General features: G+C 71.1%; 11 protein-coding genes. 10 read left to right on the plus strand and 1 reads right to left on the minus strand.

From position 1 onward, the window contains the following. Window positions 1–65: 65 nt before the first annotated feature. On the plus strand, window positions 66–2,162 hold the full coding sequence (locus VFO26_RS10080; protein WP_325114840.1) for a phage holin family protein: 2,097 nt from the start codon (window positions 66–68) through the stop codon (window positions 2,160–2,162). 22 nt (window positions 2,163–2,184) lie between these two features. Next, window positions 2,185–3,474, plus strand: a complete 1,290-nt coding sequence (locus VFO26_RS10085; protein ID WP_325114841.1) for an SHOCT domain-containing protein — start codon at window positions 2,185–2,187, stop codon at window positions 3,472–3,474. A gap of 21 nt (window positions 3,475–3,495) precedes the next feature. Here VFO26_RS10085 and VFO26_RS10090 read toward each other — a convergent pair whose 3' ends face one another. Beyond that, window positions 3,496–4,254, minus strand: a complete 759-nt coding sequence (locus tag VFO26_RS10090; protein ID WP_325114842.1) for an MBL fold metallo-hydrolase — start codon at window positions 4,252–4,254, stop codon at window positions 3,496–3,498. Between the two features lie 95 nt (window positions 4,255–4,349). Between VFO26_RS10090 and VFO26_RS10095 the strand changes: the two genes are divergently transcribed. The 8 genes from VFO26_RS10095 (at window position 4,350) to VFO26_RS10130 (ending at window position 12,788) form a co-directional block, all read left to right on the plus strand. Continuing rightward, the gene (locus VFO26_RS10095; protein WP_325114843.1) at window positions 4,350–4,739 is read left to right on the plus strand and encodes a cupin domain-containing protein; all 390 of its coding nucleotides are present in this window, start codon (window positions 4,350–4,352) and stop codon (window positions 4,737–4,739) included. A gap of 21 nt (window positions 4,740–4,760) precedes the next feature. Further along, window positions 4,761–5,072, plus strand: coding sequence for a GNAT family N-acetyltransferase (locus tag VFO26_RS10100; RefSeq protein WP_325114844.1), 312 nt, complete (start codon window positions 4,761–4,763; stop codon window positions 5,070–5,072). A 196-nt stretch (window positions 5,073–5,268) separates the two neighbouring features. Then, the gene (locus VFO26_RS10105; protein ID WP_325114845.1) at window positions 5,269–5,973 is read left to right on the plus strand and encodes a response regulator transcription factor; all 705 of its coding nucleotides are present in this window, start codon (window positions 5,269–5,271) and stop codon (window positions 5,971–5,973) included. 2 nt (window positions 5,974–5,975) lie between these two features. Further along, on the plus strand, window positions 5,976–7,409 hold the full coding sequence (locus VFO26_RS10110) for a HAMP domain-containing sensor histidine kinase (RefSeq protein ID WP_325114846.1): 1,434 nt from the start codon (window positions 5,976–5,978) through the stop codon (window positions 7,407–7,409). A 162-nt stretch (window positions 7,410–7,571) separates the two neighbouring features. Continuing rightward, entirely contained in the window at window positions 7,572–8,642 is a 1,071-nt protein-coding gene (locus VFO26_RS10115) for a S1C family serine protease (protein ID WP_325114847.1), read from the plus strand. Between the two features lie 115 nt (window positions 8,643–8,757). Continuing rightward, the gene (locus tag VFO26_RS10120) at window positions 8,758–9,771 is read left to right on the plus strand and encodes a YihY/virulence factor BrkB family protein (RefSeq protein WP_325114848.1); all 1,014 of its coding nucleotides are present in this window, start codon (window positions 8,758–8,760) and stop codon (window positions 9,769–9,771) included. 147 nt (window positions 9,772–9,918) lie between these two features. Continuing rightward, window positions 9,919–11,244: a M20/M25/M40 family metallo-hydrolase gene (locus VFO26_RS10125; protein WP_414653079.1), complete on the plus strand. Its 1,326-nt coding sequence runs from the start codon at window positions 9,919–9,921 to the stop codon at window positions 11,242–11,244. Further along, entirely contained in the window at window positions 11,241–12,788 is a 1,548-nt protein-coding gene (locus VFO26_RS10130) for a hypothetical protein (protein WP_325114850.1), read from the plus strand. The genes VFO26_RS10125 and VFO26_RS10130 overlap by 4 nt, the downstream gene beginning before the upstream one ends. Window positions 12,789–12,818 lie beyond the last annotated feature (30 nt).

A 12,818-nucleotide genomic window follows, 5' to 3' on the forward strand; every position in this document is an offset into this window, starting at 1 on the left:
TGACGCACAGCGCGCCACGGCGGACGATGCCGGACGATGCGCGCGGGCCACCGGACAGGTCGACGATGACGGACCAGCCGATCCCGGTCGAAGGACTGCACGCCGGCTGGCGGGAGCAACGGCTCCGCTTCCGCCCGCTGCATCTCCTGCGGTCGTGGCTCATGGCTGCGCTGGCGCTGCTCGTCGCGGCCTACATCCTCCCGGGAGCCGAGGTGAAGGGCTTCTTCGGCGCGGTGGTCGCAGCGGCGGTGATCGCGTTGCTGAACGCGTTCCTGCCACCCCTCATCGCGGCGCTGCGGCTCCCGTTCATGCTCGTCTTCGGCTTCCTGGCGATTCTCGTGCTGGACGCGCTGATGCTGCTCGCGGCCGATCGCCTGACGGACGGCGACCTGTCCGTCGACGGCTTCTGGTGGGCGCTCCTCGTCGCGCTCGTGGCCTCGGCGGTCACGCTCGTGATCGAGGTCGCGGCCGGAGTGGACGACGACAGCGAGTTCTCGTATCGCGTCGTCCAGCGGATCGCGCGCAAGACCGGCGAGCCGACCCGCACCGACGCACCCGGGATCGTGTTCCTCGAGATCGACGGGCTGGCCCTCCCGGTCCTGCGCCGTGCGATGCGGGACGGCAACGCCCCTCACATGGCCCGCTGGGTGGCCGACGAAGGCTACCGGCTGACGGGGTGGGAGCCCGACCTCTCCTCCCAGACGGGGGCGAGCCAGGCGGGCATCCTGCTCGGGTCGAACGAGGACATCCCGGCGTTTCGCTGGGTCGAGAAGGAGACCGGGAGGGTGATGACCTGCTCGGCCCCCGCGGACTGCGCCGAGATCGAACGGCGACATGCCTCGGACAGGGGGCTGCTCCTGAACGGCGGCTCGAGCCGCGGCAACCTACTCTCGGGACAGGCGGACGAGGTGATCCTCACGGTGAGCCGGATCGAGGCCGAGAAACGCGCGAACCCGGGCTACCGGACGTTCTTCGCGAACGGCTTCAACGTCACGCGTGTGCTCGTGCTGTTCGGCTGGGAGCTGATCCTCGAATGGATCGCCGCTCTGCGGGCGATACGGCGCGACGTCCAGCCGCGGGGTCACAGAGGAGGGATCTATCCGTTCATGCGGGCCGGGATGTGCGTCGTCGTGCGCGACCTCATCGTCCAGGCCGTGCTCACCGACATGATGAAGGGCCGGCCCGCGATCTACGCGACCTTCTCGAGCTACGACGAGGTAGCCCACCACTCCGGGCTGGAGCGCGCCGACACGCTCGAGGCGCTGCGCAAGCTCGACCACCAGTTCGGTCGCATCGAGCGGGCCCGACCCTACGCACCGCGCCCGTACGAGATCGTGGTGCTCTCGGACCACGGCCAGACCCAGGGTGCGACGTTCAAGCAGCGAAACGGTCACGGGTTGGACGAGCTCGTCCGCTCGTCGCTGGAGGCAGCGGACGTCGCATCGCTCGTGAGTGGGGACGAGAACGACCGCGCGGTCGGCACGGCGTTCGGTGAGGCGACCGGCAGGGCGGTGAAGGAGAAGAAGCGGGCGAAGAACGACGTCTCCGGCGAGGACGTCGTCGTGCTGGCGTCGGGCAACCTCGGGCTCGTCTACCTGATGGACGAGGCGCGCCGCATGACGCGCGAGGAGATCGACGAGCGCCACCCACGGCTGCTGGCATCGCTCGCCGCGCACCCGCACGTCGGCTGGCTGCTCGTCCGCTCCGCGGAGCACGGCCCCGTGGTGCTGGGCGCGAACGGCGCGCACTACCTCGCCGACGGCCGCCTCGAGGGCGAGGATCCACTCGCGCCGTTCTCGGCCAACGCTCCGCGGCACCTGCTCCGGACCGACGGCTTTCCGCACGTCGCGGACGTGATGGTCGGTTCCTTCTACGACCCGCACCTCGACGAGGGCTGCGCCTTCGAGGAGCTCATCTCGTTCCACGGAGGCATCGGCGGGCCCCAGACCGAGCCGTTCCTCCTCCATCCCGACCGGCTCCGCGTCCCCGACGAGCCGCTCGTCGGCGCCGCCGCGGTGAACGAGCTGTTGCGCGGCTGGCGGTCGGAGCTGGCCGGATCCGAGCTCGGCGCCGTGGACGCTGCGCCGCCGGCGGAGGCCGCGAGCGGAACCGGCGAGGGCAGCGCGCCGGCGCGTGTCGGAGGGGACGGTGTCGACCGGTGAGACGACGACGGAAGGAGACGACGTGACGAACGAGACCGGAGGGCCTTCCCGCATGCGCATCGTCGCCGCGCGCATCCTCGTCGTCCTCGGCGTCCTGCTCCTGGTGATCAGCCTGCTCGCCAACTTCGTGAAGCGGGAGGCGCTCGACGAGGACACGTTCCGCCAGACCTCGCAGGAGCTCATCGCCCACGACGAGATCCGCGACCAGGTGGCGGCCACGATGGTCGAGCAGCTCTACACCAACGTCGACGTCGCGGCACGTCTCGAAGCGAGGTTGCCCGAGAACCTCCAGTCGCTCGCGGGCCCGATCGCGGGCCTCTCGCGCGAGGCCATCGACAGGGCGGCCCGTGAGTTGCTCGAGCGCCCCAGGGTGCAGAACCTCTTCGTCGCGTCAGCATCGTTGTCGCAGCAGCAGGTGGTCAGGGTCCTCGAGGGCGAGACGAGGGCTCTCGAGACCGAGGGCGGCGACGTCGTTCTGGACCTTCGTCCGCTCGTCGTGCGGCTGGGCGATCGCTTCGGGTTCCTCGGCAACGTCGACGAGACCCTGCCGCCGGACGCGGGGCGGATCACGATCATGGAGTCCGACGAGCTCGATACGGCCCAGAACCTCACGCAAGCGCTGAAGGTCGTGGCGGACTGGATCTGGGTCTTCGCCTTCCTCGCATTTGCGCTTGCGATCTGGCTCGTGCCCGGTCGGAGGCGCCTCGAGGTCAGGGCGATCGCGATCGGGTTGATCGTCGCGGGCGTTGCGGTCCTCGTCCTGCGGCGACTGGCCGGCTCCTATCTCGTCGAGAACCTCGTCGAGTCGGAGTCGGTGAAGCCGGCTGTCAGCGCGTTCTGGGACATCCTCTCGGACGGCCTCGCAGAGGGCGCGTGGGTCGGCATCGTGGTCGGCGCGATCGGCGCCGCCGGGCTCTGGCTCACGAGCGACGGTCGCCGCGCCGTCGGTGCCCGGAGGTGGCTCGGCCCGTGGTTGCAGCGCGCCGACCTCGCGTGGGCAGGCTTCGCGGTGCTGCTCATCGCGGTCGTCTGGGCGCTGCCGCTGCACCGGTTCGTGACGACGGCGGTCCTGGTCGTCCTCGGAGCAGCCGGATTCGAGATTGCCCGGCGTCAGATCGTCGCCGAGTACGAGGAGGAAGGCCCGGCGGCTCCCGGCGCCCGCCTGGAAGTGCCATGGCGCAGGGCTCCGGCACCTGTGGCGGGCCCTGCCGAGGAGCTCGAGCGCCTTGCGCGCCTGCGGGCCGACGAGCTGCTGACCGAGGAGGAGTACGCGGCCGCGAAGGAGCGGGTGCTCACGTCGGCCGGGCGGTGAGCGTGGGCTCTCGCCGCCCGGTCAGGGGAGTGCGAGGGCCTCGCCCGGGTTGAGCACGCGCAGATCGACGTCCGGAGCCTTGAGCGACGCGGCGCGCTCGAAGGCGCGGCGAGGGTTCGACAGGAAGGACGGCGCGACCCGGAGCCCGTGGTGGAGGGGCGCGTACGTGCCCCAGTGGATCGGTACGGCGATTTTCGGTCGGAGGAGGGCGAGCGCGTCTGCGGCCCGCTCGGGGTCGAGATGCTCGCCCCGGCCGAGCGTCGGCCCCCAGCCCCAGATGGGAAGCAGCGCGAGGTCGAGGTCGGGGACGAGCCCCGCCATCTCGGGGAAGAGGTCCGTGTCGCCCGCGAACCAGATCCGGCTGCTGCCGAGCACTGCATAGGCGAGCGCGGGCGCGACGGCGGGGAACGGCGGCCGGCCCCCGGCGTGCGCCGCGAAGGTCGCCTCGATCTCGACCTCGCCGATCCGGTGGCTCTCGCCGACGTCGACCTCGTGCACGTCCTTGAAGCCGCGCCGACCGAGCAGCGATCCCAGCCCGCGCGGCGCGACGATGTGCGTCGTGCGGCCGACGCGACGGAGCGAGGAGAAGTCGAGGTGGTCGTGGTGGGCGTGGGTGATCAGCACGGCGTCGACCGGCTCGAGAGCATCCGGGTGGATTGGGGCGCGCCGCCGCAGGTGAGCGATTCGCCTCCGCAGGAGGGGATCGGTGAGCAGGCGCACGCCGTCGAGCGAGATCAGCACCGTCGAGTGCCCGATCCACCGGACCTCGGCTGCGTCCACGACCCGATCCTACGCGGGCAGTGGACGAGAAGCACCAAGGGCGGGTGTCGAGGGCGGTCGCCTAGACTCGAGATCCCGCGACCCGAGGAGGATGGATGCCCGGCTGGGTAGGGAACATCGAGCAGGAGACCCTGCGGAACGAGACCTTCCGAACCGTCGTCTTCACCGGAGAGCACACCCAGCTGACGGTCATGAGCATCGAGCCGGGCGACGACATCGGAGGCGAGGTTCACCACGGCCACGATCAGTTCCTGCGGATCGAGGCGGGCAGCGCTCGGGTGGAGCTCGGCGGCAGCGAGGGCTCCCCGGAGGAGGTGCACGAGGTCGAGGACGACTGGGCCGTGATCGTCCCGTCGGGCGCGTGGCACAACGTGGTCAACACGGGCACGGGGCGCCTCAAGCTCTACTCGCTCTACTCGCCGCCCGAGCATCCCGACGGGACCGTCCACCGGACGAAGGCCGACGCGCTGGCCGCCGAGCACTGAAGCGGGCGACAAGGTCGGCTGGTGGCCGGGCGAGACGACGTCGAGGTCGTGGACAACCCGTCGGAGCTTCGATACGAGCTGCGACGAGGCCCGGACGTCGTCGGCCAGATCCGCTATGCGACCGCCCCCGGCCTCGTCCTCCTGATCCATACGGACGTGGCACCTTCCGTCGAGGGGCAAGGGCTCGGCTCGACGCTCGTCCGGGGAGCGCTCGACGACATCCGCGCCCGTGGTCTGCGCGTCGTGCCGGTCTGCCCGTTCGTCGCCGACTATCTCCGCCGTCATCCGGGGTACGGCGACCTCGTCGAGCCGGACCCGCCCACCTGGGAATGAGGGGAACACGCCGGGTCGTGACACCGCGGAGGCGGCCCGAAAACGGGCCCACCCGGGCACTCCGGGCGGGCCCTGTCTCTGATGGTGCCCTCTCCCGAGCCCTCTCACACGCGGCGCCACGCGATTCTCAGCCGATTCCCAGGCGAGATGCGGGGCTTCTCACGCGATTCACAGGTTCCGCAGGCACTGTTCGGGCGTGGAGGGCGTGCGGCAGACCGCCAACGGCAACGACAGGAAGATCCTCGTCGTCGACGACGAAGGCTCCATCGTCGACGCCGTCGCGACCGCTCTCCGCTACGAAGGGTTCGAGGTGGAGGAAGCCGCGACGGGTCGGGAGGCTCTGGCAGCCGTCGCCCGCCTCGACCCGGACCTGATCGTCCTGGACTGGATGCTCCCTGACATCGACGGCATCGAGGTCGGACGCCGCCTTCGCGAGCAGGGTCACAAGAACGCCATCCTCTTCCTCACCGCCAAGGACGCCGTCGAGAACAAGGTGGAGGCGCTCCGCGCCGGCGGAGACGACTACGTGACGAAACCGTTCAGCCTCGCAGAGGTGGTCGCGCGGGTGCAGGCCATCCTGAGGCGCACCGGCGGCGACCTTCCGGGCGACGTGCTGCGCTACGGGGACCTCGTGCTCGACGAGAGCCGCCACGAGGTCTTCCGCGGCGACACGCCCCTCCAGCTGACTGCGACCGAGTTCGCGCTGCTCCGCTTCTTCCTGCTCAACCCGCGGCGCGTGCTCTCGAAGAGCCAGATCCTCCAGAACGTCTGGCGGTACGACTTCCGCGGCAACTCGAACGTCGTGGAGACGTACGTGAGCTACCTCCGCCGCAAGCTGGACGCGACGGGCCCGCCGATGATCAAGACCGTGCGCCAGGCGGGCTACATGCTCGAGGGGTAGCAATGCTCGGGCGCCTGTCGCTGCGCGCACGGCTCCTGCTGGCGGTCATCGCGCTGGCGACCGTCGGCCTCGTGGCGGCGAACGTCGCGACCTATTCCTCGTTGAGCTCGTTCCTCGTCGACCGCACCGACAGCTCGCTCGAGGAGAGCGCCCGCTCGCTGCGGAGGCCGGGGAGCGGCGGCCCGGCCCCTCCGGGGGTGGCCGTTCAGGTGCGCTCGCTCGACGGAGCGGACGTGCTCGTGACGTTGACGCACTCCGAGTTCCCGGGCCAGGCGCCGCCGTCGCCGGAGTTGCCCGAGACGATCGATCCGCCGGCCGGGTCGGCCGAGTTCGAGGCCGCGCGCTACTTCACCGTCCCCGGGGCGGACGGCGACCGTTACCGCGTCCGTGCGTCGGTCCAGGACGGCGCGAGCGCGATGCTCGTCGTCGCGACGTCGCTCGCCGACGTCGACTCGACGCTCGACCGGCTGCTGCTGATCGAGCTGATCGTCACTGGGCTCGTCCTCGGCGGGATCGTCGCGCTGGGATTGTGGCTCGTGAGGCTCGGGCTCAGGCCGCTCGACGCCATCGGCGACACGGCCGCGGCGATCGCGGCGGGCGATCTCTCGCGCAGGGTCGAGCGGGCAGAGGAGCGGACGGAGGTCGGGCGCCTGGGGCTGTCCCTGAACGCGATGCTGTCGCAGATCGAATCCGCGTTCCGACAGCGAGAGGCATCGGAGCGCAAGCTGCGGCGCTTCGTCGCGGACGCATCCCACGAGCTCAGAACGCCTCTCGCCGCGGTCCGCGCGTACGCGGAGCTCTTCGACCGAGGCGCTGCCGACCGGCCGGAGGACCTGGAGCGCTCGATGACGGGTATCGGCCGGGAGTCGGAGCGCATGAGCCTGCTCGTCGACGACCTGCTGCTCCTGGCCCGCCTCGACGACGGCCGCCCGCTCGAGCGCGCCCCGGTCCAGCTCGACGAGGTCGTCGGCGAGGCGGTCGAGACGGCCCAGGCGGTCGAGCCCGAGCGGCCGATCGAGCTGCACGCCGACCCGGCCGTCGTCGTGGGCGACCGCGACCGGCTCCGCCAGATCGTCGACAACCTGCTCGCGAACGTCCGCGCCCACACGCCGCCGGCAACCCCCGTCTCTGTCTCCGTGCGCCGGCGGAACGGCACCGCGGCGATCGCGGTCACCGACTCCGGGCCTGGGGTCGACGAGGAGCACCTCGCGCACGTCTTCGAGCGCTTCTACCGCGCGGACTCGTCGCGTGCCCGCGCGAGCGGGGGTGTGGGCCTCGGGCTCTCGATCGTCGCCGCGGTGGCGGAGGCGCACGGAGGCACCGTCTCCGCCCGCTCCACGCCCGACGGGGGTGCGACGTTCGAGATCGCGCTTCCTCTCGCCGAGGGGGACGCATCCACCCGACAGGGGTTTGGCCCTACGGGGACCGGCCCGTGAGGGCCTGTCCCCCGTGACGCTGCCGGCGGCGTGAGCGTCACCGGGTCGGTCCCCTGAGGGGACGGACCCTCGGGTCACAGGCGATTCACAGCGGAGTCACAGAGGCGGCTCAGAGCCGCGTGGTGCCATGAACCGGAGACAACCAGAGGAGAGGACAGACACATGAAGCGAACACTCACGAAGCTCTCGGCCGGCACCGCCGCGCTCGTGCTCGCCGCGGGTACCGGGGCGGCGACCTACGCGGCAATCTCGGATTCGCCGTCGTCGGCGGTCCGCGAGGTCACCGTGGGGGACAGCAGCCCGGCGGCGAGCACGAGCGCGCTCACGATCGGGGAGATCTACGAGCGCGCGCACGCATCGGTGGTCGAGATCACCGTGTCGACGTCGGCTCCGGCAGGCCCGATGGGCCAGGGCTCCGGGACGGCCGAGGCGCAGGGCTCGGGGTTCGTCTACGACACGAGCGGCCACGTGGTCACCAACGCGCACGTCGTCGACGGCGCCCAGTCCGTCGAGGTGAGGCTCTCGAACGGGAAGACGTACGACGCGACGGTCGTCGGCACGGACGCCTCGACCGACCTCGCCGTGCTGGACGTGGAGGCGCCGGCGTCGGTGCTGAGGCCGCTCACGCTGGCGGACTCGGCGGAGGTGGCGGTCGGCGACCTCGTCGTCGCGATCGGGAGCCCGTTCGGTCTCGAGAACACCCTCACGGCCGGCATCGTCAGCGCGCTCGGCCGCTCGATGGAGGCGCCCAACGGGTTCACCATCAACGGCTCGATCCAGACCGACGCCGCGATCAACCACGGCAACTCCGGCGGCCCGCTGCTCGACCAGTCCGGCCGTGTGATCGGCGTCAACGCCCAGATCGCGAGCGAGTCCGGCGGCAACGACGGCGTCGGCTTTGCGATCCCGTCGAGCACCGTGAAGTCGATCGTCGGGCAACTGCTCGCGGACGGCAGCGTCCGGCACGCCTACCTCGGCGTCGCGGTGAGCCAGCCGGCCGGCGCCACAGCCGGGGTGCAGCTGACCGAGGTGCGGAGCGGCGGCCCCGCAGAGGACGCCCGGCTGGCAGTCGGTGACGTGATCACGTCGGTCGACGGGCACGCCGTCGCCACCCCTGCGGAGCTCCAGGCAGCGATCGACTCCAAGCGGCCCGGCGACGAGGTGATGATCGACTACGTCCGAGACGGGGCGAGCCGATCGGTGACCGTGACGCTCGGGACACGGCCGGCATGAGGAACCGCGGCCGCCCGTAGCGGACGGTCGGCGAATCGGCGGCGGCGCGACGGAGCCCTCCTCGTCGCGGCCGCCGCCGGTCCATGCCGGTGGTCGGCCTTCCTACACTCCGCCGATGGGCGGGCAGGGAGCGATGGACGAGAGACCACGGCTCACGCGCCTCGCGCGCTGGCCGCTCGACATCCTCGGCCATACGGCCCGCGCGCTGCCCACGGCGATCGACGGCTACTTCCGCGACCGGCTCTCCCAGCACGCGGCGGGGATCGCCTATCGCGTTCTGTTCTCGCTCGCGCCGCTCGCGATCGTGCTCGTCTCGATCGTCGGGGTCGTGCTTCGGGACGACGCCCGGCGGGAGGACGTGATCGAGCAGATCGTCGACTGGCTCCCGGTCACCGAGGAGGGGTCGAACACCGTCGAGGAGGCGATCACCCGGCTCGCGAGCCCGACCAGCGCGCTCGGCCTGCTCTCGCTCGTCCTCTTCTTCTGGGCGGCGTCGGGGATGATGGGCGCCCTCCGCACCGGGCTCGAGGCCGCCCTCACGGTCGAGCGCCGCCGCCCGGCCGTGCGCGCCAAGCTCGTCGATCTCCTGCTCGTCGTCGCCGCCGGGGTGCTCGTGATCCTCACGATCGTGGTGGCGGTCGTCTTCCAGGTGGTCACGCGCTTCGTCGACGACGCGGCGGACGTCGTCGGCTTCGAGGGCGGCTGGCTGGCCGAGCTGTTGCGTCTCGCGGTCCCGCTGCTGATCACGACGGTCGTCGTGATGCTCCTCTACCGGTTCGTTCCCGCGCGGCGCCTTCGCCTCGGCGACACCGTGGCGGGTGGAATCGTCACCGGACTCCTCCTCCTGGCGATCTCCGCCGCCTCCGCGCTCGTCTACGAGCAGGTCGCAGAGCTGTCCGTGATCTACGGGTCGATCACCGTGGTGCTCGTCTTCCTCTACTCGGTGTACCTCTACGCATCCGCGCTGCTGTTCGGGGCGGAGTTCGCGGCGGCGTGGGCGGTTCCGCCGTCGGCGGCGCCCTCCGAGCCGATCCTGTCCCAGCTGCGGCGCGCCGTCGTCGGGCTGTTCGTGCACCGCGACCCGCCGGGCGCACCGCACCCTCCGCGGCGCAGCGACGACGTCGTTTGACAACAGCGGCGCGGTTCGGGGAGGATCCTGCCCAACTCCTGTCGAGCAGGTGTTGCGCGCGACAGGTCGCCGTCTCCTCCACCCCCGGGAGCTTGCGTGGCCACAGAGGTCGATTCCGGCGCACTCGCCGCGAAGGTGGCAGCGTCGATGCCGCAGCTGAAGGAGGAGCTCGCCGCCCTCGTCGCGATCCCGTCGATCTCGGAGTGGGGGTTTCCGGAGCACACGCGCGCGGCGCTGCTCGAGGCGCACCAGGCGGTGGTCGACCTGCTGCGCGACGCCGGCGTCCAGAGCTTCACGTCGCTCGAGCTCCCGGGCACGGCCCCGGTGATCACGGGGGAGATTCCCGGCCCCGAGGGCGCCCCGACCGTCCTCCTCTACTCGCACTACGACGTCGTCCCGGCCGGGGAGGAGGCGCTCTGGACGTCGCCGCCCTTCGAGGCGACCGAGCGCGACGGCGCGATCTACGGCCGCGGCACGGCCGACACGAAGGCGAACATCCTCGTCCATGTCGGCGCCCTGCGGGCGTGGGGCGGCCGGCCCCCGGTCGGCATCAAGCTCCTGATCGAGGGACAGGAGGAGGTCGGGAGCCCGCTCGAGGAGGGCTACCCCTCCGAGCACCCCGAGCACTTCCGGGCCGACGCGATCATCGTGGCGGACGGGGGCTCGATCCGCGCGGGCCAGCCGTCGCTGACGGTCTCGCTCCGCGGCGACGCGCGCATCACCGTGGAGGTGCGCACGCTCGCGAGCAACAAGCACTCCGGCCAGTACGGAGGTGCCGCGCCCGACGCGCTGGTCGTGCTCCTCCGTGCCCTCGCCTCGCTCCACGACGAGCACGGTGACCTGGCCGTCGAGGGCCTCCGCCGCGAGGAGTGGAGCGGCGAGTCCTACACCGACGAGGAGTTCCGCGCGCTCGCGGAGATCGAGCCGGGCCTCCCGATCGTCGGCACCGGGAGCGTCGGCTCGCGGATCTGGACCGGCCCGTCGATCACCGTGCTCGGGATCGACTGCCCCGCGGTCGAGGGCGCCGCCGCCGCCGTCCAGTCGCACGCGCGCGCGAGCCTCAACGTCCGCGTTCATCCGCAGCAAAGCGCGAAGGAGGCGCAGGAGGCGGTCATGCGCCACCTCCAAGAGCAGCGGCCCTTCGGCGTGGCGCTCGAGGTCGCCGCCGGCGCCACGGGCGACGGCTTCCGTGCCGGCTCCTCCGGGGCCGCCTGGGAGGCGATGGCGCACGCGATGGAGCAGGCGTGGGGGAAGCCGGTGGTCGAGATCGCGACCGGCGGCGCGATCCCTCTCGTGAAGGCGATGAGCGAGGGCGTGCCCGACGCGGCGATCTTCGTCTTCGGCTGCACGGACAGCTTCGCCAACATCCACGGCCCGGACGAGCGCCTGCTCGTGGACGAGTGGGAGAAGGCCGTCTTCGCCGAGACGCTCTTCTTCAAGGAGCTGGCAGACCGAGCGAAGGTATCGCGATGACCGAGACCGAGACGGCCCACGAGCCCCCGGAGAAGAAGGGGTTCGAGTTCCCGAGCACCATGACGGTGCTCGTCCTCGTCACCTTCCTCGTCTGGGTCGCGGCCTTCCTCATCCCAGCGGGGACGTACCAGCACGACGAGAACGGCGTCCCGCAACCGGGCTCGTACCGGCAGATCGACTCGCCACAGGACGTCGGCGAGCGCGTCGAAGACTTCTTCCTCGCCCCGGTCAACGGCCTCTACGGGCTGCAGAACCCCGAGACCGGCGTGGTCGTCCCGTTCGGCGTCGGGCGGCTGTTCGGCGCCGTCGGCGTGTTCGCGTTCGTGCTCGCGATCGGCGCCTTCATGACGATGGTGCTCGCCACGGGTGCGCTCGACGTGGCGATCGGCAAGCTCGCCTACGCGGTTCGGGGACGACCGTGGCTCGTGGTCGTCGCCGTGATGGCGCTGTTCTCCCTCCTCGGCACCTGCATGGGCTGGGCCGACGAGACGCTCGGCTTCTACGCGCTGATCATCCCGCTCATGCTCACGCTCGGCTACGACCGGATGGTCGTGGCGGGGACGATCATCGCGAGTGCGACGGTCGGGGCGATGGCGTCGACGGTGAACCCGTTCTCGATCGGCGTCGCGAGCGAGTTCGCGGGCGTCGGGATCGGCGACGGCATCGGCCTGCGCTGGCTCGGCTGGTTCGTGCTCACCGCGATCACGATCGCCTACGTCGTCTGGTACGCCGAGCGCGTGAAGGCGCAGCCCGACCGCTCGCTGGTCGGGTTCTCCGCGGAGGACAGCAGCGAGGTCGCCAAGGAGAAGTCGGCCGCCGAGCTGTCACTCACGGGGCGCCAGAAGCTCGTTCTGGCGATCACGGCGTTCACATTCCTCCTGCTGGTCTTCTCGGTCATCCCGTGGGAGTCGATCATCCACGTCGAGCTCGAGACGGACCCCTACACGCACGACGTGATCGAGAACAACTTCTGGTGGAGCCTCAACTGGTGGTTCCCGGAGCTCACCGCGCTGTTCCTCGTCGCCGCCGTCGTGGTCGGGCTCGTCGCGGGCTACGGCGAGAAGGAGATCACGGGGAACATCACCCAGGGCTTCCGGGACTTCATCGGCGCCGGCATCGCCGTCGTCCTCGCCCGCGGCGTGACCGTGATCCTCAACAACACGCAGACGATCGACACGATCCTGAGCTGGATGGAGGACGCGGTCAGCGGCACCGACTCGACGGTGTTCATCGGGCTCGTCGCGATCATCAACACCGGTATCGCGTTCATCGTCCCGTCGTCGTCCGGTCATGCGACGCTTGCGATGCCGCTGCTCGCCCCGCTCGGGGACTTCGCGGAGGTCTCGCGCCCGCTCGTCGTCACCGCCTGGAGCTGGGGTGCCGGGCTGGCGCGGTTCATCACCCCGACCAGCGCCGTGGTGATGGCCGGCATCGCGCTCGCGGGCGTGCGCTACGACAGGTGGATCCGGTTCATGCTGCCGCTGATGGGGATCCTGTTCGTCGCCTCGCTCGTGATGCTCGGAATCGCGGCCGCGCTGGAGTAGCGCCGGGCAACCCGCGTCTTCGGCCGCGGG

This window comes from Gaiella sp. (assembly GCF_035710885.1).
Classification (GTDB): Bacteria; Actinomycetota; Thermoleophilia; order Gaiellales; family Gaiellaceae; genus Gaiella.

Bases quoted from the DNA above. Each gene is read 5' to 3' on its own strand.
- VFO26_RS10110 (WP_325114846.1), top strand. From the start codon at position 5,976: ATGCTCGGGCGCCTGTCGCTGCGCGCACGGCTCCTGCTGGCGGTCATC.
- VFO26_RS10120 (WP_325114848.1), top strand. From the start codon at position 8,758: ATGGGCGGGCAGGGAGCGATGGACGAGAGACCACGGCTCACGCGCCTC.
- VFO26_RS10080 (WP_325114840.1), top strand. From the start codon at position 66: ATGACGGACCAGCCGATCCCGGTCGAAGGACTGCACGCCGGCTGGCGG.
- VFO26_RS10115 (WP_325114847.1), top strand. From the start codon at position 7,572: ATGAAGCGAACACTCACGAAGCTCTCGGCCGGCACCGCCGCGCTCGTG.
- VFO26_RS10095 (WP_325114843.1), top strand. From the start codon at position 4,350: ATGCCCGGCTGGGTAGGGAACATCGAGCAGGAGACCCTGCGGAACGAG.
- VFO26_RS10130 (WP_325114850.1), top strand. From the start codon at position 11,241: ATGACCGAGACCGAGACGGCCCACGAGCCCCCGGAGAAGAAGGGGTTC.
- VFO26_RS10125 (WP_414653079.1), top strand. From the start codon at position 9,919: ATGCCGCAGCTGAAGGAGGAGCTCGCCGCCCTCGTCGCGATCCCGTCG.